The 24,907-nt window shown below is 68.2% G+C and carries 15 protein-coding genes and 1 pseudogene; 9 read left to right on the plus strand and 7 right to left on the minus strand.

The window, feature by feature from the left end; translation table 11 throughout:
* The first annotated feature begins 381 nt into the window (after positions 1-381).
* Positions 382-1,374: a DNA cytosine methyltransferase gene (locus tag K7G61_RS32675; RefSeq protein WP_225850775.1), complete on the plus strand. Its 993-nt coding sequence runs from the start codon at positions 382-384 to the stop codon at positions 1,372-1,374.
* A gap of 11 nt (positions 1,375-1,385) precedes the next feature.
* On the plus strand, positions 1,386-2,744 hold the full coding sequence (locus K7G61_RS32680) for a DNA cytosine methyltransferase (protein ID WP_225850761.1): 1,359 nt from the start codon (positions 1,386-1,388) through the stop codon (positions 2,742-2,744).
* A gap of 17 nt (positions 2,745-2,761) precedes the next feature.
* On the opposite strand, the gene K7G61_RS32685 is transcribed toward K7G61_RS32680, so the two are convergent.
* The 3 genes from K7G61_RS32685 to K7G61_RS32695 are packed head-to-tail and all read right to left on the minus strand — an operon-like array spanning position 2,762 to position 6,795.
* A complete protein-coding gene (locus K7G61_RS32685; RefSeq protein ID WP_225850762.1) occupies positions 2,762-3,640 on the minus strand; it encodes a DUF6339 family protein in 879 nt (292 codons plus the stop codon).
* Positions 3,637-4,632: a hypothetical protein gene (locus tag K7G61_RS32690; RefSeq protein ID WP_225850763.1), complete on the minus strand. Its 996-nt coding sequence runs from the start codon at positions 4,630-4,632 to the stop codon at positions 3,637-3,639. Before K7G61_RS32690 ends, K7G61_RS32685 begins: the two co-directional genes overlap by 4 nt.
* Positions 4,633-4,635: 3 nt before the next feature.
* Positions 4,636-6,795, minus strand: a complete 2,160-nt coding sequence (locus K7G61_RS32695) for a helix-turn-helix transcriptional regulator (protein WP_225850764.1) — start codon at positions 6,793-6,795, stop codon at positions 4,636-4,638.
* Between the two features lie 538 nt (positions 6,796-7,333).
* Here K7G61_RS32695 and K7G61_RS32700 point away from each other — a divergent pair.
* From K7G61_RS32700 to drmB, 5 genes are all read left to right on the plus strand, one after another.
* Entirely contained in the window at positions 7,334-7,546 is a 213-nt protein-coding gene (locus tag K7G61_RS32700; RefSeq protein ID WP_225850765.1) for a hypothetical protein, read from the plus strand.
* A 188-nt stretch (positions 7,547-7,734) separates the two neighbouring features.
* On the plus strand, positions 7,735-12,507 hold the full coding sequence (locus K7G61_RS32705) for a DEAD/DEAH box helicase (protein WP_374204319.1): 4,773 nt from the start codon (positions 7,735-7,737) through the stop codon (positions 12,505-12,507).
* Positions 12,504-14,408 carry a UvrD-helicase domain-containing protein gene (locus K7G61_RS32710; RefSeq protein WP_225850766.1) on the plus strand — a complete coding sequence of 635 codons (1,905 nt, stop codon included), beginning with the start codon at positions 12,504-12,506 and terminating at the stop codon, positions 14,406-14,408. The genes K7G61_RS32705 and K7G61_RS32710 overlap by 4 nt, the downstream gene beginning before the upstream one ends.
* The gene (locus K7G61_RS32715; protein ID WP_225850767.1) at positions 14,405-17,662 is read left to right on the plus strand and encodes a helicase-related protein; all 3,258 of its coding nucleotides are present in this window, start codon (positions 14,405-14,407) and stop codon (positions 17,660-17,662) included. The genes K7G61_RS32710 and K7G61_RS32715 overlap by 4 nt, the downstream gene beginning before the upstream one ends.
* The gene (gene drmB, locus K7G61_RS32720) at positions 17,659-19,521 is read left to right on the plus strand and encodes a DUF1998 domain-containing protein (RefSeq protein ID WP_225850768.1); all 1,863 of its coding nucleotides are present in this window, start codon (positions 17,659-17,661) and stop codon (positions 19,519-19,521) included. Before K7G61_RS32715 ends, drmB begins: the two co-directional genes overlap by 4 nt.
* Here drmB and K7G61_RS32725 read toward each other — a convergent pair.
* On the minus strand, positions 19,497-20,081 hold the full coding sequence (locus K7G61_RS32725; protein ID WP_225850769.1) for a response regulator transcription factor: 585 nt from the start codon (positions 20,079-20,081) through the stop codon (positions 19,497-19,499). The two genes, drmB and K7G61_RS32725, sit on opposite strands and share 25 nt — an antisense overlap.
* Positions 20,078-20,809: a histidine kinase gene (locus K7G61_RS32730; protein WP_225850770.1), complete on the minus strand. Its 732-nt coding sequence runs from the start codon at positions 20,807-20,809 to the stop codon at positions 20,078-20,080. The genes K7G61_RS32725 and K7G61_RS32730 overlap by 4 nt, the downstream gene beginning before the upstream one ends.
* A gap of 162 nt (positions 20,810-20,971) precedes the next feature.
* Between K7G61_RS32730 and K7G61_RS32735 the strand changes: the two genes are divergently transcribed.
* Positions 20,972-21,523 carry a hypothetical protein gene (locus K7G61_RS32735; protein ID WP_225850771.1) on the plus strand — a complete coding sequence of 184 codons (552 nt, stop codon included), beginning with the start codon at positions 20,972-20,974 and terminating at the stop codon, positions 21,521-21,523.
* Between the two features lie 1,355 nt (positions 21,524-22,878).
* A complete protein-coding gene (locus K7G61_RS32740; protein WP_225850772.1) occupies positions 22,879-23,559 on the plus strand; it encodes a hypothetical protein in 681 nt (226 codons plus the stop codon).
* A gap of 56 nt (positions 23,560-23,615) precedes the next feature.
* On the opposite strand, the pseudogene K7G61_RS32745 reads toward K7G61_RS32740, so the two are convergent.
* Together K7G61_RS32745 and K7G61_RS32750 are read right to left on the minus strand one after the other, a co-directional pair.
* Positions 23,616-23,705 (minus strand): annotated as a pseudogene (locus tag K7G61_RS32745) (IS5/IS1182 family transposase); the annotation flags it as partial.
* 209 nt (positions 23,706-23,914) lie between these two features.
* Entirely contained in the window at positions 23,915-24,607 is a 693-nt protein-coding gene (locus K7G61_RS32750; protein WP_225850773.1) for an SDR family oxidoreductase, read from the minus strand.
* Between the last annotated feature and the right edge of the window lie 300 nt (positions 24,608-24,907).

A 24,907-nucleotide genomic window follows, 5' to 3' on the forward strand; every position in this document is an offset into this window, starting at 1 on the left:
AGGACACGGCCGCCGAACCGCTGGTACGACGCTTCCTGCACGCGGCCGGCTCGCGCCACCGTCCGAAGTATCCGGTGCCGGGCACGGAGGCGGGACCGGATCGACCTGGCATTCACCTCGGTCGGAGCAGCTGTCCTGCTCGACGGATGCTTCCGGCGCGGCTGCCCGGAACACACGGCGCGGCCGAAGTCGAACGCGGACAGTGGCGCCAGAAGTCGGACCGCAAACATGGCGCGTGACAGGGAGACCACGGAGCACCTCGTAGCGGCCGGTCGGGAGGTACTGCGCTTCGGGGAGCCTGAAGCACCCGATGACGCAGCTCTCCGTATCGCGGGGGGCGAAGGAACGGCGGAGGGTCCAATGGGGACTGGGGAGGAATCATTGAGCGGACTGAGTTTCGTCGACGTGTGCGCGGGGGCAGGTGGACTCGCTCTGGGGCTGGAACGAGCGGGCTTCACCCCTCGACTCCTCCTGGACAACGAGTCGTCCGCCTGCGACACGCTCAAAGCCAACCGGCCGCATTGGAACGTGCTGAAAGCGGACCTTCTCGACTTCGACCCCGTGGACCACCCCGAGGTGTACGACGTCGATCTACTGGCAGCCGGTCTCCCCAGGGTGAGGTCGAGCGCGACCATGACGCGGCAGTCGGACTCCGAGTTACGCCTCATCGAGGCGACCGCCTATCTGGTGCACGCCGTCCAGCCACGTGCACTGATCATCGAGAACGTGCCCACCCTGGTCAGCGAGGACTCGCTGGCGCCGATGCGGGACTTCCTCCGCGAAGAGCTGGAGCACCTCGGCTACGCACTGACCTGGTTCACACTGAACGCTTCCGACTTCGGAGTGCCCCAGGACCGCATGGAGGGCATCCTCGTGGCCGTCAAACAGCAGTGGGCGAGTGCCTTCCGGCCGCCCCGGCCCAGCGTGCACGAGCACGTGTCGGTCGGTGAGGCGTTGGCACCGTCGATGGGTTCCTGCGGCTGGCCGGACGCCGACCGTTGGGCGGCCCAGGCGACGAGTGTGGCGCCGACCTTGGTGGGCGGATCCAAGACACACGGAGGCGCTGACTTCGGACCGAGCGGCACAAAAGCCAAGTGGCGACGCATGGGGGTCTACACGAAGTCGTTCGGTGACGAGCTGCCCGGCCCCGACTTCACGTGGGATCCGTCACTCGGGGACGACGGACTGGTACGGATCACGGTGGACCAGGCCGCCCTGCTTCAGGGCTTCCCCGAGGCGTGGGGAATCTCCGGACGCAAGACCGCCCGGTACCGCCAGATCGGGCATGCGACCCCGCCGCCCGTCGGAGAGGCGCTGGGACGAGCGGTCGCCGAAGCGTTGAACGGGGATCCGGGAGCGCCCGCAGCCGGCTAGACTTCCGCCACATGACCAGCTCGGAGCCCCACCAGTCCATTCTCGACAAGCCCTTTGTCCTGGACCTCTTCGCAGGACCCGGAGGGCTGGATGTCGCCGGGCACACGCACGACATCCCGAGTCTCGGCATCGAGTGGGACAAAAACGCATGCCTCACGCGATACGCGGCCGGGCTGGACACCCTTCACGCCGACGTGAGCGCGGTGCGCAGGGATTACTTCGAGTCCCTACCGCCGGAGATCAACGTGCTCGCCGGTGGCCCTCCGTGCCAGACGTACTCGGTGGCAGGGCACGGCGCCGGACGCCAGGCCTTGGAGAAGGTCAAGAAATACATCGAGAGGTTGATGGCGGGTGATTCCGACCAGGACGTCGACAAGAAACTGGCGACCCTCCCCGATCCGCGAACCGCGTTGGTCCTCGAACCTCTTCGATACGCGATCCAGGCGACCCGGAGCCCGCGGCGGGAGCACCGCCCGTACGACGTCATCGTCCTGGAACAGGTTCCCGCGGTGGCACCGCTCTGGGAGCACTACGCCAAGGTGTTGAAGGAGACCGGGCTTCCCGACGGGACAAAGTACGAGGTCGTCGTCGGCATCCTCGACACCGAGACCTACGGGGTGCCCCAGACGCGATCCCGCGCCGTACTGATCGCTCGGCGTGAAGGGCTCGGCAAGCCTTCGCTCCCTGGCCCGACCCACCGTTCCTATGATGCGAAGGAATGGAACCGGATGAGCGGTATGAGCGAACCCGACCGGGTCCATCAGCCGACTCTGCACGACGGCACGACCGAGTCCGGGAGCGACCCGCACCTGCCGCTCTGGAGGTCCATGGAGTATGCCCTCGCAGAACCGGTGGGCTCGCATCCGGGGCGGCGCACTCCCTTCCTGGTCCGCTCGAACTACGGCAGTTCCGGGAACCCGGGGAGGCGTGGAGTGCGGACCGACCGACAGCCGGCCACCACCGTCACCGGTCGTATCTCCCGCTTCGTGGTCTTCGAGCCCGTCGACGAGAAGGACGAGAACATCGTCCAGGAGGGCCCGCGGTTCAGCATGAACGAGGCAGGCATGCTGCAGAGCTTCCCGCCGGACTATCCGTGGTCCGGTAGGGCGCAGGCCCAGCAGGTGGGCAACGCCGTACCGCCCCTGTTCGGTGCACACCTGCTGAGCGCCGCTCTGGGGCTCGGCAAGCCGGACCCGGAGGTGTTGAGGAAGCCGTGGCAGCCGGCCACGACGGAACAGCGAGCCAAGCTGCGCAGCAACGGCTGTGGAGCCGCCGACACGTGCACCGACAGGTGCCCGCGTCCCGAGGACCAGGTGCCGCCCCCTTCCTCCGTGCGCCCTCGTAAGGGCAAGAAGGCGACACCGAAGTAGTCGGAGCACGGCCCAGGTCAATCCCCGCTCTTCTTGCCCCTGACCGGCGCGGTCTCGAACAACTCCGCGAAATAGCCGGCGAGCGCGACCACGGATTCCTCCGGAACAGGGTCCTCATCGGGCCCGTGCGGCAGCTCGTAGCGCTCGACCGGTGGCGCCGATTCCGCTTCTGCGATCCAGTCCCGCAAAGGGGCGGGATCGCGGGGCGTGTCCGGCGCGAGGATGTCGTAGATCAGGGTGGCTCCGGCCGCGTTGATCGCGACGCTGAGGCCGTTGATCTCCCGCCCACCGGTGACCTGGCCATTCTGCAGAAGACGAACCAAGGCTTGAGCGGTGGGGCGGTGATCGATCAGCTCGCTCCGGAGAACGGTGTGGATGAGGTCCTGATTTCCGCAGGCGGCCTCGACCGGCGCGTAGTCCGACCCGTTCCTGAAGAGTTCGGCCGCCCACCACAAGCGGGAGAAACACTGACGGTCCGCGGGGCCACGGAAGCGCTCGGCGGTAACGCGCCTCTCCGGCCTGTTCGCCGTCGGCTCCGACAGGTGCCGCCAGACCACGTAATCCGGGGCCACAGCCAGGGCGAGGTGATTCCACAGACGCTTGTCCGCCGCTTCTCGTCGCGTCAGGCGCAGCGTGGCGTGGAGCCGTGGCGCGAGCCATGCGTCGGCCCGGGTACGGTCCTCCCGGAACTCGAACATGGCGTCTTCCACCAGACTCCGGATCGGTTCGACCCACCACCTGGCGTCGTCCTCGGGGAGCGGCTCGACGACCTTGGCAAGATCGACGCCGCCGTGTACCTGCTCGCCCTTGAGCAGTTCCTCGGTGAGGAACGTATCGACGACGGAACCGGCGAGCAGCCCCAGGCGGTCCGGCACGTGGTTCGGTTGGGTGATCACGTCTCACTCTCGCGGTTCATCTGTTCCAGACTGCGGATCACAAGGGCAAGCGCCTTGGTTGCATCGGCGCGGCGGACAGCCGCGTAATGGATACGAGTCTGCAGTTCCACCCAGCCCGAGTCGCCGGTGCGCCGGCGATGGACCTGCCGTAGTGCCTCCTCGACATGGACGCCGGGAATCACGTCCGGGAGCATCTCCCGCAGCACCTCGCCCTGCCAGTCGGTGGGGAAGACCGGCGCGCCTCCGGGTTCCACCTCCAGATCGCCGATGGCACCGTGGAACACCGCGGTCCAGACGTCGGTGGCCATCTGGGCGACCAGAAGGTCACGCACCTTGCTCTCCAGACCCGAACCGTTGCTGTCCAAGAGGTCGATGACGCCTTCGACATCGGTGTTCACGAACACGGAGGGGACTCTCGCCGAGGTGTCCACGATCCAGGGTGCGTCGGCGTAGGCCTGGAGCCACTCCCGGGCGCTTCTCCTGAACGACGCCTTTTGGACTTCGAGTTGGAGCCCACGGACCGGCTCGTCGGAAACCGTGTCGATGACCCAGCTCCGGTCGGTTTCGGCGATCGACCGTCCGCGTACTCCGTCCACCGTCCCGACCGCGTACACGGCGAGGGAGGGCCGACCCATGTGATCGTCGCGGAACACCTCCAACGTGCCCGACCAGTCACGGCCGTCCTCGGCGTCGAGCGTGAGAGCAGCGGAGGTACGGACATTGGTCTCGCCGTCCGTCAGCACGGCGAGGACACGCAGATCCGACCAGGGCGCATCCGGCGCGTTCGCCCCGGGCGGCAGCGTCGCCGAAAGACCGACAGTGGCGCTCACCCAGTCCGCGTGGCCCGCGATTCCGAGCGCGACGGCCTGCTGTTGGGTCGAGTAAGCGGTGGTCTCCAACTGGTCGCGGGTTCCGTCGGGGAGTTTGAGGGAGACCGAGGTCACTCTGAGCGTGACCGGCCGGTTGAGCCGCTTGTACGGATAGATTTTCACGTGTCACTCCCCCTTGCCGGCACGGAGTTCGACAACAAGGCGGGTGAGCGTTGTCCTGACCGGGTGGCTGGTGACGTCCGTGGTTCCGCGGAACCTCGCACGCCGCGCGCCGGGTGTGAAGCGCAGCACTCCGTCCTCCGCTTCGCAGCCCTCGACGCCCACGAGCTCGGCCCAGTCCAGCCCGGGTCGGCCCCCCGAGCGCACGTCGAGCTGCGCCACCGGCACCATCGGGACGATCTCGTCGCCACGCGGGATGCTCACTTCGCCGGTGATCCGCCACTCCCCACCGTCGCCGACCGTCGCGTCGAGCCCGTCCAGGACCGGAACCACCGGGCCGGTGGGTGTCCTGGCCTTGGGCCTCGGTCGCACGGTCAGCGCCTTGCGCAGGGCCTCGCCGCCTTCGCCGCTGCTGCGCTTCGGCCGTGCGACGAGTTCTCTCACGGCGTTGTTCGCCTCGGCCGTCAGCGCGTTGATCCGCCGGTAGGCGGACGGCGACCACCGCAGTGTCAGCTCTTCCGTCTGCCCCCAGCGGTCGTGCTCGGGAGGTTCCGCCGCACGAAGGAATTCTTCCGCCTCCTTCGCGAAGGGCGCCGTCTCTCCGGCCGCCTCCCCGACCAGAAGAACCGCCTGGAAGGGATTGGTGCCGATCGGCAGCCTCGGGACCACGGTCCTCTTGACCGTCATGCGATTACCGCGCAACGAATGCAGCCGGTTCTTCGCCCCGTCGCTGTCCCCCTCGGCCTCGGTGACGAGCAGAACCGCTTGGTGCGTACCCAGCGTTCCGCGGGCGCCTCCGGACAACGGCAGCTTCAGCGGGACGCTCCGCGCCGCCACCTGCCCGGCCTCGGTGAGGCGATCCACAGTGGTGCCCTCGTAGTGTGCCCTCAGGGCACGGGTGCGAGCGGGCTGTTCGACAGACGGGTCCACCTGCTGCTCCGCCACGACCACCTCGCCGTTCCGCAGGGCACGGACCGAGACCTCCAGGAGGGGTAGCTTGCTGCCGCCGCCGGTCATCGCGGCCCAGAAGTCACGCCCCAGCGCCTCGACCAGTCGGGCGTGCATCGTGCTGATGTCACGCGTGTCCTCATCGCCCTCTTCGTCGCCCATGAACCCGTCGTCGGGATCCGAGGAGTTCTCGGAGGAGTTCCCCGCGAGACCGGCCACGTCGTGCGCACCGACAATGAGGAAGGAGGTACCGGGTTCGTCGTTCTCCCGGGTCAGGTACAGCCTCTCCACGGTCTCCTCGTCCGCCCACCAGGAACGGGCGACCATGGCGCCGGGCGAGTCGGGATCAGGGCGCCCGAACCAGGCGGGGCCCGCGTACGACTCACCGTCGACCTCACGCCAGGGCAGTTCGAGACGGCCGATGACCCGGCGCTCGGTACGTCCCTCATGAGGCACGGAGAGAGTGGAGTTGATGAGGACGAGCCCGAGGGCGCTGGTGGCCCACAGGGTCGCCTTGCCCAGACCGTACGAACCACCCGCGCCCGGACCGGATTTGAGACTTTCCAACTGACGTCTGACCACAGCGGCGAACTTGCCGTCCGCGTAGTCGTCCCCGATGAGCCCGGAGGCGTTGTAGTCGTCGACGCGGAGCAGGACCAAGCGGCCCTTCTCGTACATGTCGCGCACCCCGGCGTCCACGACCCGACCGACCTTCTGGTGACCTGCGGTCTCGGAGACGGCGGCGTAGTGGGGGAAAAGATCGTTCCAGAGGATCGCCTCACGGAAGGCGTCCAGGGCTTCACCGGTGAGCTCGTGCAGGGTGTAACGGACCTTGACCGGGCGGCCGTTCGCCGTCAGCCGCTCGTCCAGGCTGTTCTGACACGTCTCTCGCGCAAGGACCTGCACGTCGGCGTCGAAGGCGAAGGCGGCGGCATTGCCCAGGTCACGGCCACCGTCAGGGTAGCCGGGGCGGTGGTACCAGGTGACCGGGAGGCCGGCCTGGGTATCGGTGGTGCGGGTGTGCACCGTGCCCACATCCGTGCCGAGCGCCCGGGCGATGTCCCCCATGACGGTCGGGCGAGGGGTCGACCTGCCGGTGATCCATGCGGACACGGCGGCCCGGGTCAGCTTGAGCTCGTCGGCCAGTTCAGCCTGCGTCTTCCCTGCGAGCTTGAGTTGCCGGGCCAGCCAGGGCCCGAACTCCTCACCTGTCTCCACGCGCCGCCTGCTCTCTCCGGGGAGTCCCGTGCCGATCACACGGTGTGAGCCACGAGGCTAATTTGACGAGCACTGCAACGTCAACCAACAGTTGATCGAGCTGGATCGACGGGACTGCTTCAGTCTCGTGTCCAACTTGCCCCGAATGATCGAACTCCACCCCTTGTGCGGTGCTTTCACAAGTGAGGCCGTCAACTCCTCTGTTCAGCACCGGAGTTCGGGTTGCCAGGTGAAGTAAATGCGGTATGCTCATTGGTGATGGAGATCCCATCCCGCTCGCCGAACCCGAAATCGGGAAGGCCGGGCGGCGGGGGGAGAGGTGTGCCCAATTCTGGACCCCATGCCTGGCCGACACCTCCACCGCACCCTGCAGAAAAAGGTCGCCCAAAAAGCACTGGCCGCACCAGACCTTCATCCGCTAGCTTGATTCGGAGGAAGGTAGTCCGACCCGTAGCATCGACTTGTCCACTTTCTTTTCACACGGGGGGCGTGTGCCCGAATACACCCCTGTGCGACCACAGGAACAGGGGTGTATCAGATGAATGAACAGGACAGTGAATCGCTGGACTCCTTTCGGGAGTCCAGCGCGTTAGAGCTGGCAATCAAGACGGCGGAGGACAAGGGCGAGGTTCTGCGGATCATTAAGGGATACTTCCTGTCCGAGGAAGATTTCACCAACAGGTTCCCCGTCCTGGCGAAGGTGGCCCAGGGGTTGCCGGACGCACCGGACGAGGCCGCTCCCCCGGTCTGATTCAGCACGTCACGGGCCCGAAGTCTCGGTCTGGCAACAACCGACGACTTCATCGCGAACTCTCAACCGCACAAGGGGCACTGTGGAACCAGACGCCCAGCGCCACGACGAGACACGGGTCGGTGTGCCGGCCGGCCCGTTCGCTCACCCGTTCGTCCGAATCCTTGACACCCAGGAGCGCAGAAGCAGTGCCGTCTTCGTCCTCGTCGGTCATTCAAACCGTTCTCGAACAGTCCTCGCGTGTTCTGCAGACGTATGCCGTGGACCCCGGCCTCGTGGCCGAACATGCCAATGGAGAGCGCCGTATCACTCAGGGTGGGTACGGCGACCGCCAGCTTTTCGAGCTCGTCCAGAACGCGGCCGACGAAATGACCGAAGAACGCGGCGGGCAAATTTACGTGGTCCTCACCGCGACCCACCTGTACTGCGCGAACGAGGGCAACCCGGTAACTCCTGAAGGCGCGGAGACAATTCTTCGAATGAGCATGTCGAAGAAACGTGGAGGTCAGATCGGGCGTTTCGGAGTGGGCGTCAAATCGGTACTGGTGGTGACCGACGCACCGGAATTCTTCAGCAGCACGGGAAGTTTCGGATTCGACCGAGCCTGGTCGTACGAGCAGATCAAGGCCGTGCCCGGCGTGACAGCGCGATACGGCCCGGAGTTCGACGCTCCCGTGCTGCGGATGGCCCGACCCCTGGATGTACGGGCCGAGCGCGCCTCCGATCACGTCCTGAACGAACTGCTGGGATGGGCCACCACCGTCGTACGTCTGCCCCTCCTCCCGAAGGCCGACGACCGGCTGGGTCGGGACATGCACGGCGGCCGTGCCAAGGACCATGGCGAGCCCCGCGAGGAATTCCCGGTCGGCTTCCAGCTCTTCTCGCCGCACGTGGCGAAGGTCGTGCTGGAGGACCGCCGGCCACGGCCCATGGCCCGTCGGACACTGACCGCTCGGCAGACCGGCGACCTGCATACCGTGGTCGAGGAGCGGACAGGCAGGGCTGTGTCCACCGACCGGTGGCGTGTGTTCACCACCGTCCACCAGCCAGGTCCGAGCGCCCGCGCGGATGCCGGAGAGCTGCACGACCGGCTCTCCCTCGAACTCGCCTGGGCCGTGCCCACCCTGGAGAAGGATCCCGAGAGCGATCTGTACGTCAGCCCCCGGGCGCGCGGTCGAGGCAAGTTCTGGTCCTTCTTCCCGACCAAGTACGAGATGTCGCTGAGCGGCATCCTCAACGGCGCCTGGAAGACGAACGAGGACCGTCAGAATCTCCTCGACTCCTCCCCCTTCAACCAGGAGATGATTCGAGCGGCGGCGCAACTGGTCGTCGAGTCGCTGCAGGCCTTGGCGCCCGTCGAGGACCCCGCTGCCTACCTTCCCCTGCTGCCCGGCCGTGCGAAGGAAGCGATCAGTTGGGCGGACGAGTTCCTGACCGAGGAGATCTGGAAGCGTACCGCGGTGAACGCGTCGCTTCCCGACCAGAACGGCGTGCTGCGCGTGCCGACCGAGCTTCGAGTGCACCCTCGTCCCAGGGACCCGAAGAGGGAGTCGAAGTCTCTCCTGCGTTGGCTGCGGTGGTGGCACGAGTGCCCGGACCGTCCGGCGAACTGGCTGCATTCGAGCGTCGAAGTGGACACTCTGCGCTCCGGCAAGGTCGAGCACATCCTTGCTGCGGCGAAGCATCAACGAGCCGACGTTCGTGACTGGTTGGAGGCGCTTGTCGAGAGCGGAACCGCGCGGGCCTCGGCGACCGCCATCCGCATCCTCGCCGACATGATCGAAGTCGGCTCCCCGTTCGCCGAGGAGGCCCGCAAAGCTCACATCGTCCTCACCGAGGAGGACGGACTCGCCGCCCCCGTGCACGGCAAGGTCTACCGCCGCACCGACCAGGACGGACTGCGCGAGTCCCTGGTGTACGTGGTCGACGAACTCGCCCAGGACCCCTCGCTCGCGCACGCCCTCGATGTCCTGGGCATTCGGGAGGCCGACGTCGAGGGCCGGTTCGACAGCGTTCTCGATCAGGGCTTCGACCACTACAGCCAATCGGACTGGGAGCGGTTCTGGGAGCTGTTCCGCCAGGCGGGAGTCCGTCGCCTGACGCACAAGGTCCTCGAACGGGTGCCCGCAGCACGCTCGACCCTCCGGGTCAGGACAGCCGACGGTCGGTTCCGGCCGATCGAGGACTGCATGCTGCCGGGTGTCGTGGTCGACGCGAAGCGCGACCCGAGCATCGCTGTCGACATGGCGTTCCACTCCGACGACACCCCCTTCTTCTCCCAGGTCGGTCTTCGGGAACGACCGTCCGGCGGCATCAGGCCCCAGGAGGGCGAGGCGTGGTTCGAGGAGTACCGCGAAGCCCTCCACGCCGCCTACCTGCGCCGCCTGGACAGCAGCGCCCCGCGCCCCGCGCTGAACCGGATGAAGGTCGAGGGTGCCCCGATCGGCGGCCCACTCCACCTCTTCCGCGCCCTCTCCGCGGAGTCCCGTGCCGCTTTCCTGAAGGCGCTGCCCGACGACGCCGTGGTGGACAACTGGACGCGCCAGATCGGTGCACAGACCAGTACCCGACAGGCGGTCGCTTCGCCGATCCGATGGATGCTGCAGAAGTTCGGCACGATCGCCACCTCCCAGGGCATCAAGCCCCTGAGGGAGGCCGTCGGCCCCCAGCTCGCCGGTTACCGAGACGTACTGCCGGTCGCCGACATCTCCCCCGAGAAGGCACGCAGGCTGCGGCTCCCGGCCACCGTCGACGAGGTCCCCGCCGAGCGCTGGAACGCCCTCCTCGACGAGGTGATCCGCAGCGAGGACGACTCCTTCGTTGGCGCCACCTACGTGATGCTGACCCGATTCGGCGCGGACTTCCCCGAGGATTCCCTGACCCGATGCCGGATCGGCGACGTCTGGGGGACCCGTCCCGACGACGAGATCACGGTCGCCGTCGGGTCCGCTCAGTACCGCGCACTGCGCGCCGAGCAGCTTCCGGCGTTGCTCGTGGCGACCGCCGGCGACGCCGAGCTGATGGTCGAGAAGTGGGGCATGCTCCGCTACGCCGACGTGATCAGCCGGGAGACCCGCGAGGTGCCGGAAGGTGACCCCGTACCGCTGGTCGAGTTGTTCCCCGCCCTGCGGCAGCATCTGAACAGCGGGAACCGCAACAGTATGGTGCAACGGTGCAGCGAGTTGGAAGAGGTCACCCGTACACCCAACGGCACACACGCCTCCCCCCTGGACGCCGTACGCCAGGACAACACCGTCAAGGTCCGCGTTCCGCTCGAACCCGAGCCGATGCTGCGCCTGATCGACCGCGAACTCGGGCTGCGCCTTGGGACTGCCGGTTGTCGTGCGGTCCTGGAGCACCAGGATCGCATGGCGCGGGACAGCGAGCTCAAGGCGGCGCTGAAGGCGGTGCGTGAAGCCGAGGACGTGGTGACCAAGATCGAGCTGCTGATCGGTGCGGACGCGCTCCGGACCGGCCTCCCTGAAGGATTGATGGAGGCCGAACTGCAGGCGTCCGACGGGGTCCTGCCGTCCGGGCGCCGCATCGCGCAGATGGCGTTCAACGCGCACGGCGACGGAGTGCTCCAACAGCACGCCCGGGACATCCAGGCGCGCTTCCCCAACGCGCCGGTCTCGTACGGCGGCTCGTCGGCGGCCATCGCGTTCGTCTCGGAGCTGAGGCTGCCGATCGCGTTCGCCGGTTCGAGGACCCCGTCCCCGCCTCCGTTCGAGACCGTCGAAGGCCCCCGGGACTTCCCGCGCCTCCACGACTACCAGGAGGATCTGGTCCGGAACATCTCCACCATGCTCGAGCGACTGGCACCCCAGCGCGGCATGCTGTCGCTGCCGACCGGCGCGGGCAAGACCCGCGTCACCGCTGAGGCCGTGATCCGCTGGGTGAAGCGGGTCGGCGACCTCAAGGGCCCGCTGCTGTGGATCGCGCAGACCGAGGAATTGTGTGAACAGGCCGTTCAGAGCTGGAAGTTCGTCTGGAGCAAGGTCGGAGCCGAGCGTCCGCTGACCGTCAGCCGGCTGTGGAGCACCAATGAGGTCGGCGATGTCGTCGGCCACCCCCACCTGGTGGTCGCCACCGATGCCAAGCTGGAGCGGTGCCTCGGCACCGATCAGTACGCCTGGCTGCGTCAGGCCGTGCTGGTGATCGTGGACGAGGCGCATACCGCCGTCTCCAAGCGATACACCCAGATTCTGGGCCAGTTGGGACTTACGCAGTACGAGACCGGCCGGCATCTGCTCGGCCTGACCGCCACCCCGTTCCGGAACCGCAACGAGGAGGAGACCCGCCGTCTGGCCGGCCGCTTCGGCAATCGGCGCCTCGACGAAGGTGTCTTCCCGTCGGGTGACCCGTATCGAGACCTCCAGCAGTGGGGAGTGCTCGCGCAGGTCGAGCACCGCACCCTGGAGGGCGGCAGTATCGAACTCACCCGGGACGAGAAGACACACGCCGAGCGCATGGCCGTACTCTCCCGCTCCGCCGAGCAGCGGCTCGCCGACGACCATGCGCGCAGTCGGCGCATCATCGACTCGGTGGCCGAACTTCCCGAGGATTGCTCGACGTTGCTCTTCGCCACCTCGGTCGACCACGCCAAGTACCTGGCGGCCATGCTCAACGACCGGGGAGTCCGCTCCGCCGCCGTGGACGCGACGACCAGTGCGCAGGACCGTCGTGCTCGCATCGAGAATTTTCGAAGCGGTGATATCCGTGTTCTCACCAATTACGGCGTTCTCACCCAGGGATTCGACGCTCCGGCCACTCGTGCCGTGGTCGTTGCCCGGCCCGTCTACAGCACCAATGTGTACCAGCAGATGATCGGTCGCGGACTGCGCGGACCGCTCAACGGAGGCAAGGAGAGCTGCCTGATCCTCAACATCAGCGACAACATCACCAACTTCGACACCCACCTCGCCTTCAATGAGTTCGAGCACCTCTGGAGCCGGAAGTGACCGACGCCTACCAGGACAGCCCCCCGCTCACCGACGAGCAACTGGCCGTGGTCGAGCAGCCCTGGGACGCTCGCGTCCTGGTCACTGCGGGCGCCGGCGCCGGAAAGACCCACACCCTGGTACGCCGGCTCGACGCGCTGTGCGGTCACGAGGATCCCGAACAGGCGTTGGAGGCGGCTGAGATCCTGGTGCTCACCTTCTCCCGGGCGGCTGCCCGGGAGTTGCGCGAGCGGATCTCTCGGCACGGAGAGCGAGCCCACCGGGTGCGCGCCCGTACCTTCGACGCGTGGGCCTACGAGCTGCTCCTCCAGGCACATCCGGACGGCGAGTGGGGAACGGTCGGCTTCGACGAGCGGATCGCCGAGGCGACCCGCGCTGTCGCGCATGGTGCGCTGGAGATCGGCGACGCGGTCCCGCCGGCACACGTCGTGATCGACGAGGTGCAGGACCTGCTGGGTGGGCGCCGCGAGCTGGTGGAGACGCTTCTGGACCGGTACCAGGACAGCTGCGGTTTCACCGTCGTGGGGGATGCCGCCCAGTCCGTGTACGGCTTCCAGATCGAGGACCTCGGCGAACGCGCCGACGAGACCGGCCGGTTCTTCGACTGGCTGCGCTGCTCCTACCCCGACGACCTGGTGGAGCTGCAGCTCACCCGGAATTTCCGGGCCACCACGGCCGAGGCCCGGATCGCTCTACCGCTCGGCCCCCGGCTCCAACGGCTGAGCGGCCCGGACGAGGCGGGAACGCTCTACGACGAACTGCGCGACCTCCTCCTGGATCCGGCGAACGGCATGGTCGGCCTGGACGACGAATACACCCTGAACGGCCTGCGGGACCTGTCCGACACATGCGCCGTCCTCACCCGCGACAACCAGCAGGCCCTCGTGATCTCCGACCTGCTGCACGCGCACGGCATCGACCACCGACTGCGACGCCCGCTGGAGGAGCGGCCCGTGCCGTACTGGGTGGCCGAGTTGCTGCGCCGCACGGAGGCGAACACCCTCACCGAGGACCGGTTCCGTACGCTCCTCGCCGACATCCCACTCCCCTACGAACCCGACGCCGGCACCTTGTGGACGGTGCTGCGTCGGGCCGCGCGTGGAGCGGGACGCGGTGTGCTGGATCTGGACCGGCTGCGCCGGGCGGTCGCCCAAGGCGGCTTCCCCGACGATGCGGCCGACCCGGAGACGGCCAACGTCGTCGTCTCGACGGTGCACCGGGCCAAGGGCCTGGAGTTCGACCGCGTGATCGTCCTGACGCCACCGACCCTCGCCGAACTCCACAAGCGGTACCAGGACGAGCTGGACCTGCCCGCCGAGGCCCGCGCGCTGTACGTGGCGATGACGCGTGCCCGCCAGGACCTGTACCACGTGGCCGCTCCCGAACTGCCGATCTTCAGGAGGGCGGGAAGCCGGCACCACGGTCGTCGCTACCTCGGATCGTGGCGGTCGTACGACAGGTACGGAATAGTCGTCGAGCCCGGCGACGTGAGCCGGGACGACCCACCCGGGCAGGAGACGGACGCCGTCGCCACTCAGGCTTATCTCCTGGAACGGGTCCGTCCCGGTCACGAGGTGCTGCTGCGCAGGCGCCACAACCTGCCTGTGGGCGATGCGGAGAGCCCGCCGTACGCGCTGGTGCACGAAGGGCGGGAGATCGGCGAGGCCTCGCAGAGGTTCCGGGAAGCGCTGTTCCAGGTGCAGAAGGTGAACCGCACCTGGGACCCTTGGTGGCCCGACGAGATCCACGGCCCGCGGATCGACACCCTGGAAACCGCGACGGGAAGCACTGCCGCCGGCGCCAACGCCGGTCTCGGGGAGCGAGGGGTGTGGATCGTCCCACGCATCACCGGCATCGGCCGGTACCGGAGAGCCGACAACCACGAGGAGCAGCGCGCATGACGCAGGTGGCAGGCCGGCACTCCGAGCATTACCGGGTCCGGGACGAGGAACTCCTGGCGGGGCTCCGCCGTGAACTCCTGGGCCCCACCGATGACATCGAGTCGGAGGACCGGGTCGAGATCCTCACCCAGGACGCACCGATCGACCGATATCTGACCGGTGTGCTGTATCCGCGTGCCGCGGACAGGGCCGCGAAGGAGCAGCAGGACGCCGACGCCGGCGGACAGCAAGGCCTGGATGCCACGCCCCTGATCGCCCGCGATGACGCCGAGGAATCCGGCACCGCACAGGAGGTCGGCGCGTCGGGGGACAGGCGTCCCTCCTCGATGGGTCTGACCTTCGCGGTCCGCCCTGCCATAAGCGGTTCGATCGTGGTATCGGCCCGTGCGGCCGTCTACGAGCCCACCGACGCCGCCGGCAATCGTGTCCCCGCCCGCCGTGCCGAGGCTCGTACCACCGCCGACCAGCGGGAGCGGTGGCGGCGCAAGGAACTCGTCCTCCCTGCTCAGAGCATCGACGTCACGCGGCCTGATCCGAGGATGAGAATCACGCTGGCCCCGGAAGCCGCGCTGCACGTCAACGTCCGGCGTCTCGACCAGGCCGAAGGCACGGTCACGATCACGGTCACGTTGATCAACACGCAGAAGGTCGGCCAGTGGGATCTCCAGGACGCCTTCTCCCTGTTCCAGTGCGGTCTGACGGTCCGGGCCGCCGACGGCTCCAGCGCGTTCGTCGAGCGTCCCGCGCCGGCGGCCGATCACGACCCGGAGATCGCCACGAGTCGGTTGCTGCACCGCCACGCCCCGACCTTCGCAGTCGGCCATGGCTGCGCCGCCGAGTGGGACTGGACTCCGCAGCCGATCGGTATGACCGAAGCCGAAATCCCGGCCGTTTCGGAGGTGCGGACCCAGTTCGTGCCCTCCGTGGAGGTGCTGCTCACCGACTCGAACCCGGAGATCGACAGTTCGTCGCTGTCCATGCTTGGGCTGGCCGAGCGGTCCGACGCCGAGGTCCTGGCGGCTCTAAAAGGGCTCGCCACGGGGTACGAGCACTGGATCGACCGCAAGTCGGTCGAGGCCAGAGCTCTGGCGGGTGGCCCTCACGAGAAGCCCGCGCGGGAGCAGGTGGCGGCCTGCCGCGAGGCGCTCGACCGAATCCGTGAGGGCATCGAGCTGCTGCGAACCAAACCCGATCTGATGAGGGCGTTCCGACTCGCCAATCACGCCATGGCCGACCAACGCGCCCGTAGCGCCTGGGTGAAGGCCGGCCGCGCCGGTGCCCCCGACCCGGCCGCCGGTCGCTGGCGCCCCTTCCAGATCGCGTTCGTTCTCCTGTGCCTGGCCGGCATCGACGACCGTGAACATCGCGACCGACAGATCTCCGACCTTCTGTGGTTCCCGACCGGTGGTGGCAAGACGGAGGCCTACCTCGGGCTGATCGCCCTCACGTCGTTCCTGCGCCGCATCCGCAAGAGCGCGGAGGGCGGCGGAGTCACCGTACTCATGCGGTACACGCTGCGGTTGCTCACCCTCCAGCAGTTCGAGCGGGCGGCGATCCTGCTCTGCGCCATGGAGCGCATGCGGCGAACCACCTCCGATCTGGGCCATGAGGAGTTCTCCGTCGGCATGTGGGTGGGGCGGTCGGCCACCCCCAATACGCTGGCCGTAGCAGCTCTGAAGCTCGAAGAGTTGCGGAGGAACCTCGACAAGCGCCTCGCCACGGAGAATCCCGTCCAACTGCACGCCTGTCCCTGGTGCGGAACCCGCCTCGACGCACGGAACTACCAGGTCGACGAGGACGCCAAGCGGATGCGCGTCCGATGCCCCGGCGCGGACTGCGACTTCGCCGACGGTCTGCCCGTCCACCTGATCGACGAGGCGGTGTACGACGCGCGGCCGACCCTGGTGATCGCCACCGTGGACAAGTTCGCGTCGATGCCGTGGCGTCCCGCGACCTCCGCTCTCTTCAACCGCGACGACGACCCGGACGGCGGCACCCCTCCCCCCGAGCTGATCGTCCAGGACGAACTCCACCTGATCTCCGGCCCGTTGGGAACACTCACCGGCCTCTACGAGACCGCGGTCGACGCACTCGCCGACCGGCCCAAGGTGATCGCCTCCACGGCGACCATCCGTCGCGCCGCCGACCAGGGACGTCATCTTTTCGCCCGCGACGTGCGACAGTTCCCTCCCGCCGGGCTGGACGCCCGCGACTCCTGGTTCGCCGTGGAGACACCGCGCGAGGAGAAGGCGAGCCGGCGTTACGTCGGCCTCCTGGCTCCCGGCACCAGTCAGTCCACCCTTCTGATCCGCACCTACGCCACCCTGCTGCACCGGGTCAAGCAGGCGAAGACCAACGACGATGTCCGCGACGCGTACTGGAGTCTCGTCGGCTACTTCAACAGCCTTCGGGTGTTGTCGGCGGCCGAACTCCAAGTCCACGACGACGTGGTGGCCTATCTGGGAGTGCTGGCCGACCGCGAGATGGTGGACACCCGGTCGGTCGCCAACTACTCCGAGCTGACGAGCCGTATCGACGCCAGCGAGATCCCCACTCGACTCAAGGGCATCGAGAAGCGGCTGCCCGACGACGACACCGTGGACGTCCTCCTGGCCACCAACATGATCGCGGTCGGCGTGGACGTGGACCGCCTCGGTCTCATGGCCGTGATGGGCCAGCCGCAGACGACAGCCGAGTACATCCAGGCCACGAGCCGCGTCGGGCGCGCGCACCCCGGCCTCGTCGCGGTCATGCTCAACTCCACCCGGTCCCGCGACCGTTCCCACTACGAGACCTTCCAGCATTTCCACTCGGCCCTGTACCGCGAGGTCGAGTCCACGTCCGTCACCCCGTTCTCCGCCCGCGCCCGCGACCGGGGCCTGCACGCGGTGATCGTCGCCCTCGCCCGCGTCATGATCCCCGCCGCCCGCCCCAACGACGGGGCCGGTCGGGTCGAGTCGTACGAAGACGTGCTCCGGGGGCGCATCAAGTCGATCCTCCTGGAGCGTGTGGAGGCGGTCGCCCGGGAGGAGATCGACGCCGTGTCCCGGGCCTTCGACGAGTTCGTCCAGTGGTGGTGTACCGAGGCCGAGATCCACAACGTCCTGCTGTTCGAACCTCAGAGGGGCAGCCGTACGCCTTCGCTCCTGAAGGCGTACGACGACGAGTCCCAGGACGCCGAGGCATGGTCCACCTTGTGGAGCCTGCGCGACGTCGACGCCGAGACCGCCCTGTTCATGGAGGGAACCCGATGACACCGCCCCCCGCCCGCCGGCGTCGGACCGGCGCGAGCGGCACTGCCCCCGCCCACAACCTGCCGCGGCGGGGTGCGGTCCGCCGCGCCCAGGCGATCACCACCTATGGCGTCGGCTCCCTCATCGCCGTCGACCACGAATCCTTCATCGTCTCGGGCCTCGACGAGGCCGAGCGGAGCTGGAACCGTGACGAGTCCCCGCGGATCCACGAACGGCGCCTGGCCCGCGTGCTCGAGGTCGACTACTTCCGGCTGCCACCCGCTTCCGACGACACCAGCAGGGACGGTCTCCGCGTCCGACGATTCCCCTTGATGCACTCCTGCCCCGAGTGCAAGGACCTGCAACGCCACCGCGACTTCAACCCGCCCGCCGGGCGAAACATCTGCGGTACGTGCGGCCTCGACCTGGTCCCCTCCCGTTTCGTCGTCGGCTGCGAAGCCGGACACCTCGGCGAGTTCCCGTACTGGCAATGGGTGCATCGTTCCGCGGACCGCGGTGCCACGACGGCGGGACAGTGCGGAGGGAAGCTGAAGATGCGTACGACCGGGCGCACTTCCTCGCTCCGCTCCATCCTGGTCTCCTGCACCTGTGGGCAGGCTCCCGAGGTCTCCATGGAGGGCTCCTTCCGCAGAAGCGCGCTCAAGGACCTGGGTCTCAAGTGCCGAGGCACCCGCCCGTGGCTCGGCGCGTCCGCCCTTGCCCAGGAGTGCGGACTGCCGCTACGCACGTTGCAGCGTGGTTCGTCGGCGGTGTGGCAGCCGGTGCTGAAGTCGGCGCTTTCCATTCCGCCTTGGAGCGACGGCCGCGCGGATCCCCTCGCGGAGCACTGGGACGTGCTCCGCAGGTACGACAATCGCGAGCACATCGAGATCTATCTCGACGGCGTTTTCAAGGGGAAGTGCCCGGTACCGCTGGACGAAGTGATGAAACTCCTCGACGCGGAACGCGAGGAGGACCCCCACAGCGAGTCCGCCCCTACCTTCGACCACCGCTACCGTGCCCTGCGCAACAAGGAGTACGAGCGTCTCCGCGCGGGCAACGACGAGAGCGAGCACTCCCACGACGAGCAATTCGTCTGCGAGACCCCGCTGGGCGACCAGAGCGTGCTCGATCCACTCGGCGTCACCGGCCCGATGCTGGTCAAGAAGCTTCGCGAGGTCCGCGCGCTCAAGGCGTTCACCCGGCTCGTCGACGCCGAGTCGTCAACCGATTCCCGGGAAATGCCGCTGTCCGAGCGACCCTTGCCCTGGCTTCCGGCCATGGAGGTGCACGGCGAAGGAGTCTTCCTCCGCCTGGACGAGGAGCGACTCGGCGTGTGGGAGACGACCTTGGCGGTGGCGGCCCGGGTCGATCGGATGCGTGCCGCCCACCAGCGGGTGTTGGAGCAGCGGGCCGACGACGCCGCCCGGGTCGTCCCCTCCCCAGCCACCCCCCGCATGGTGCTGCTGCACACGCTGGCCCACATCCTCATCAACGAGTGGAGCTTGGAGGCGGGTTACCCGGCCGCAGCCCTGCGTGAACGCCTTTACGCCGCCGACGACATGGCCGGGATACTCGTCTACACGGCGACGAGCGACTCCGCGGGCAGCCTGGGTGGTCTGGTGGCTCAGGGTGAACCGGAGGTTCTGGATCGCGCGGTCCGTTCGGCGATCCGCCGTGCCGAATGGTGTTCCTTGGATCCGCTCTGCATGGAGACCGAGGCGTCCGGCGCCGGTGGCATCAACCTGGCGGCCTGTCACGCCTGCGTGATGCTCCCGGAGACGAGTTGCGAGCACAACAACATCCTGCTCGACCGCGCCCTGCTCATCGGTACCCCCGAGGACCCTCGACTCGGCTACTTCGGGGGCAGCCTGGGGTAGTGACGACGTATCATCCCCAATGGCACCGATGAACCGCGGCGCATCCACATCCCGCGCCCGACAAGGGCCAGCACCTCCCGCTCGCGCTCGGTGACACCGTCGAGGGTCCGGGCCGGTCGGGCGGCGGCGGGAACCGACTTCTCGACGAAGGTGCCGATGAGCCGTTTGGTGACACTCGGCGCGATGAGTGCGTCCCGTCCGGCGACGACGCGGATGGCGCCGAGAATGTCTTCCAGCGCCATGCTCTTGACCAGGAACCCGCTGGCTCCGGCGCGCAGCGCGCCGTAGATGTATTCGTCCTCGTCGAACGTGGTCAGTACCAGAACCCTGGGGGCCGCGGGCTCGGCGGCGATGAGGCGCGTCGCGCGGATACCGTCCAGCTCGGGCATGCGGACGTCCATGACGACGACATCGGGTCTCGACTCCCGGGCGAGCCGGACCGCCTCCCGGCCGTTACCCGCGGAGCCGGCGCACTCCAGATCCGGTGCGTCGTCGATGATCATGCGCAGTCCGAAGACCATCAACGGCTGGTCGTCGACGAGGAGCACCCTGATCGTCATGCCGGAAGCCTCGCTGCGACCCGGAAACCGCCCTCGGCTCTCGGGCCGGTGCTGAATGGGCCGTCGAGCATGGCAACCCGTTCCCGCATGCCCAGCAGTCCGAAACCCCCGCCGCCGGAATGCGGGTGCGTGGCGCCGCGGCCGTTGTCCAGGATCTCGATCGACACCCCGTCCTCCTCGTACGCGATGAGGACGCGGCAGGCGTGCGTTCCCGAATGGCGTACGACGTTCGTCAGTGCCTCCTGGATGACCCGGAAGGCGGACAGGTCGATCTCCGGCGGCAGCGTCCGCCGGTCGCCGCGCCAGGCCACATCGACCCTCAGCCCGGCGTCGGCCGCCCGGGTCACCAGGTGGCCGACGCCGGCCAGGCCCTGGGCCGGGGCGAGCGGGGCGGCCTCGCCGGCCTCCGGCTCGGCGTGACGCAGGGCGCTGACCATGCGCTGAAGGCCGATCAGGGTCTCCCGCCTGGTCGCCTCGATGCTCGCCAGCGCCTCTCCCGCCTGCTTCGGCCGGGCCTGGATCACCCGGCCCGCGGCTCCCGCGAGCACGGCGATGGTGCCGATGCTGTGGGCGACCATGTCGTGCAGTTCGCGCGCGATGCGCAGTCGTTCGGCCATGACGGCGCCCGCGGCACTCTGCTCGCGCAGGGAGACGCCGTATTCGCGGCGTTTGCGCAACCCGTAGCCCGCGCCCCAGCCGCAAGCGCGCCGTAGGACGGCGTCGGCCACCGTCGTGCCAGGAGTACCGGAACCGCCAGGACCAGGACGAGGGCCGCCAGTTCCGGCGGCCCCAGGGAGGGGAACCGGTGGGGCCCTTCGTACTGGGGGCCTTGGACCGTGGGCGCCGTCCAGAACAGAAGGGAGGCGTACAGGAGGTACGCGCCGACTTGCATGCCCATGCCTACAAGCCGGACCAGCGCCAGCGGGCTGATCCGCGCCACCTTCGCCGCGGTGCCTGCCCGGCGGCGGCTGATCCTCGCGAAAAGCCTCGTGGTGGCCCTGCTCATGGCGGTTGTCGGCCTGATCGCCTCGATCGCCTCCATGTACGTCGCCGGGTACGCCCTCACCGGCCAGTTGTCCGGGCTCTCACTCGGCCAGGACGCGGCCTTGCGGGCCGCGGTCCTGTCCGCGGCGCTTCCCGTGATCGGCTCCCAGGTGGGCATCGCGATCGGCGCACTGATCCGGCATCCCCTCGGCGCCGTCGGCACGACCTGGGGGCTCCTGCTGCTGCTGCCGACGATGCTGGCAAGCGGGACCATCGGACTCGGCGCCGCGACCGAAGCGATGCCGCTCTCAGCATGGATGACGCTCGCCCACACCGGATCCACCGGCGCCCAGCAGAGCCCACTTCCCGCCTCGGCCGCGGCCTGGATACTCATCGTCACATGGCCGCTGGCCGGCCTGGTCGTGACCGCGACCACGGTAACGCGGCAGGACATGTGAGCACCGCGTCCGCACGCGACCGCCAACGGCGCCGCGGGGAACGCCGGAGGAGGACCACCGGCCCCGCGACACCGGCGCCGCCACGCATGTTCCCCCCCGGCACCTCACGATCAGCGCCGAGACCCTGGCTGACCTGCTATTAGGACGAATCTAGGACGGCCGAAGGATCCATGTCCATAACGTCACCGCGCGGGTGTTCAGTCGTTCCCGCGCAACGAAGGAACAGCGATGAGACGCTTGTGCAACGCATCAGTGGCGGCCACGACAATGGGCGCCGCTGTCACCCGGACCCGCCTGGCCCGGGCCCGTCGCCGGCCGATGGGTCGACAGGACCGCGGCTTCTCAGCGTGCCAAGCGGCCGCGCCCAGCCCGGGCGGCAGGTCCTTGAACATCCACGGAATTCACAAACGACCCGCTTGAAGTATTCGAGCCCTTCGAATACGGCACTACACACGGGGATTTCATTTTGCACCACTTGTCGGCCGTTTCTCTGTATTCTTCGGCCCACCGAACGTGCTCCAGCGATCCGGCGTACCTGCCCGGTCCCGCCCTTCCGGAGCGCCCGGGGATCGTGGCGCTGCCGATCTCGTCGCTCTCGTCCGGCGCTTCGCCCCGCGGGGCGGCCCGAAGCGCAAGAGTCTCCCCGGCGACGGTCGGCGACGTCCGCCGGCGCCTGGAATCCGGTGAGCGGAGTTCGCGCACCAGATGGACCGCCTCGCGCGGTCGACCGTCGACCTGGCCGAACAGTCTCTGAGGGCTCGGTCGGTACGGAGGCGGTGCGGGCACACCCGCTCGGTGGCGGCGCCGTCCTGGCCCGATCAGCCCGACGTCACCGGTGGTGCCGGTCGATGTCCCATGGCGACGTGGCCGCGGTTGGGCACCAAGCGCTTCGAAAGAGCGCCCGCGCGATCACAGGTGGCGGAGCGGATACCGCCGTTGGCTGATCGGCATCACACACGGCCCTGAGTCGTACACCAGCCGCGGCGTGCTCTCACCGGCACCGATGACGGCCACAGCGCCATCGCCATCAGCGCCCTACGCGACATGCGCTGCGGACGCGTACGGCTGCCACCCGCAGCCGACGCACCAGCCCGACCACCCCTCCTCCGGGAGCCGCTGACCACCCGTCACCGGATGTCCTCCCACGCGACTGAAGATCATCACTCACCGGTTACTCGGTAAGGGTCGGCAATCATCACGACGGAGCATCCAGGAATCCGATTGGACGCACTGCCGCGACTCAGAAGGCCCTGCACAATTGCGGGCCGTTGTGAGTTATTCAAGTGAACGGGCGACTGCGGAAACGGCTGACAGCTGTTTCCGGGGCTCGCATTCGAATCCTAGGAGTTTGCACTATGCACGTTCGAATTCGCACCTGCCTGCCTGCCGTGGCGGCGATGATCGCCGGAAGCGCGCTGCTCACCGCATGCAATGGCGACTCGGGCAGCTCTTCCGACAACGCTGCCTCGCCATCACAGGCGTCGTCGGCACCCACGCCGAGTGACACCGGCGCCGCGAGTACGCCCAGCGCGTCGGCGTCGACGTCGTCGGCAGCGGCGTCGCCGGCCGGTGCGGACAGCGGGTCGTCCGGCAAGCCGGTGGCAGTGAACAAGGCGTTCACCGACAACGTGATGGGCGAAAAGGCGACCGTTCTCAAGTACGTGAGCGGGTACCAGCCTTCGGCCGCGGCGAAGAGCAAATTCTCCGCGCTGGCGGATGAGGAGGTCGTCCTCGTCGAGGTGAAGGTGACGGCAAGCAGCAAGTATTACGACGTCTTCGGCGCCGACTCGTTCTCTCTCACGGGCATGGCCAACGGGATAGACGACGCCAGCACCACGATCCTCGACGACGAGATCAAGGCCGCCGGATACCCGCCGCTCCCCGATGCCGAAACAGGCAAGACCACGACCGGCTGGGTCGTGTTCACTCCGGACAAGGGCACGAAGAAGCTTGTACTCCGGCACAAGCGCCTCGCCGCGAAGACGTCCAACGGCACGTCCATCCCGTCGAAGAACTTCGACATTCCGCTGAACTGACCCTGCCGGGGCCTGCGCTTGATGCCCGTCGTCAGCCAGGACCTTCAGCGGGCCCGTGATCGTTCGGCGAGCGGACCGATGACCGCGGTGGCGTAGGCGTGGGCGGTGGACTCGCTTATCCCGAACCCGGCAGCGATCTTCGCCAGGTGACCCACGCCACGAGTCCACGAGCGCATGCGGCAGGTCGAGTGCGGCGTTGGATCACCAACGAGGCCCCCGAGCAGCGTGATCGAGACGTCAGACATCTCGATCAACAGCCCGGGGGCCTCGCTCGGCGCGGCCTCGCCGACCGTCACATGATCGGCGGCCACTCGAAGAAGCTCGGTGAGCGGTGTGGTGTGGCAACCGGGCGTGGTCAGACGGGCTGGCCCATGGGCCGGATGGTCAGGGTGTTGAGGTCGACGCCCGCCGGCTGGTCGAGTGCGAAGCAGACGGCCTCGGCGATGGGCTGGGGAGGCAGAGCGAAGGGGGGAACGCCGGTGCCTTGCCAGAATGGTGTGTCGATCATGCCGGGGTTGACAAGAGTGACACCGATGCCGCGGGCCGTGGCGTGCAGACGCAGGTTCTCGGCGAGCCCGGTGGTGGCCCATTTGGTGGCCGAGTAGAGATTGGCGGGAGAGTTCTTCAGCCCGGCCACGCTGCCGATGAGCACCAGTCGTCCGCCGGTGGCCTCCAGGTGGGGCAGGGCGGCATGGGCCAGCAAGGCGGGACCGAGGACGTTGGTGAGAACCATCGGCGCCCACGACGTCGGGTCACCGGCCCCGATGGAGTCACCGGACATGAATCCGGCGTTGGCCACCGCCGCGTCAAGGGCACCGAAACGCTCCACGGTCCGGGTCACGACCGACTCGGTGGCCTGCCAGTCCGCCGCGTCCGCGACAAGACCCAGCATCCGGTCGGGGTGGCCGACCTCGTCGAGGAAAGTCTTCAGTTTGCCCTCGTTGCGGCCGGTGACCGCCACACGGTGACCGCGGTCGAGGAGCAGTCGCGCGGTGTGGGCGCCGATACCGCTGGTCCCGCCGGTGATCAGTACGGTCTTGCCGGTCATGGTCATGCTCCTGACGTATGGACGAGGGACGGCGGACGGCGGACAGCGATCCGCGGTGAAGGAGTGCCGTTCAAATCCGCCGACCCCACGAAACCGGCGCCGTCGAAGGCGGACAAGGCCGCGTTTATGGGGGGTACAAACACGACCTCCCTGTCGGCCGGACCACGAGTACCGTGAAGGAATGGAACCTCCGTCCGAAAACCACACCGGTGGTCCCGCCGGCAACCGCTCGGAAATCCGTGACTTCCTCATCAGCCGACGCGCCAAGCTCGCCCCGGAGCGGGTCGGACTTCCCACCGG

The organism is Streptomyces sp. HPF1205, assembly GCF_020400825.1.
Lineage (GTDB): Bacteria > Actinomycetota > Actinomycetes > Streptomycetales > Streptomycetaceae > Actinacidiphila.

Coding starts and splice junctions, on each gene's coding strand:
- K7G61_RS32725 (WP_225850769.1), bottom strand. CDS start 20,081: ATGACGATCAGGGTGCTCCTCGTCGACGACCAGCCGTTGATGGTCTTC.
- K7G61_RS32735 (WP_225850771.1), top strand. CDS start 20,972: ATGCCCATGCCTACAAGCCGGACCAGCGCCAGCGGGCTGATCCGCGCC.
- K7G61_RS32740 (WP_225850772.1), top strand. CDS start 22,879: ATGCACGTTCGAATTCGCACCTGCCTGCCTGCCGTGGCGGCGATGATC.
- K7G61_RS32750 (WP_225850773.1), bottom strand. CDS start 24,607: ATGACCGGCAAGACCGTACTGATCACCGGCGGGACCAGCGGTATCGGC.
- K7G61_RS32700 (WP_225850765.1), top strand. CDS start 7,334: ATGAATGAACAGGACAGTGAATCGCTGGACTCCTTTCGGGAGTCCAGC.
- drmB (WP_225850768.1), top strand. CDS start 17,659: ATGACACCGCCCCCCGCCCGCCGGCGTCGGACCGGCGCGAGCGGCACT.
- K7G61_RS32715 (WP_225850767.1), top strand. CDS start 14,405: ATGACGCAGGTGGCAGGCCGGCACTCCGAGCATTACCGGGTCCGGGAC.
- K7G61_RS32680 (WP_225850761.1), top strand. CDS start 1,386: ATGACCAGCTCGGAGCCCCACCAGTCCATTCTCGACAAGCCCTTTGTC.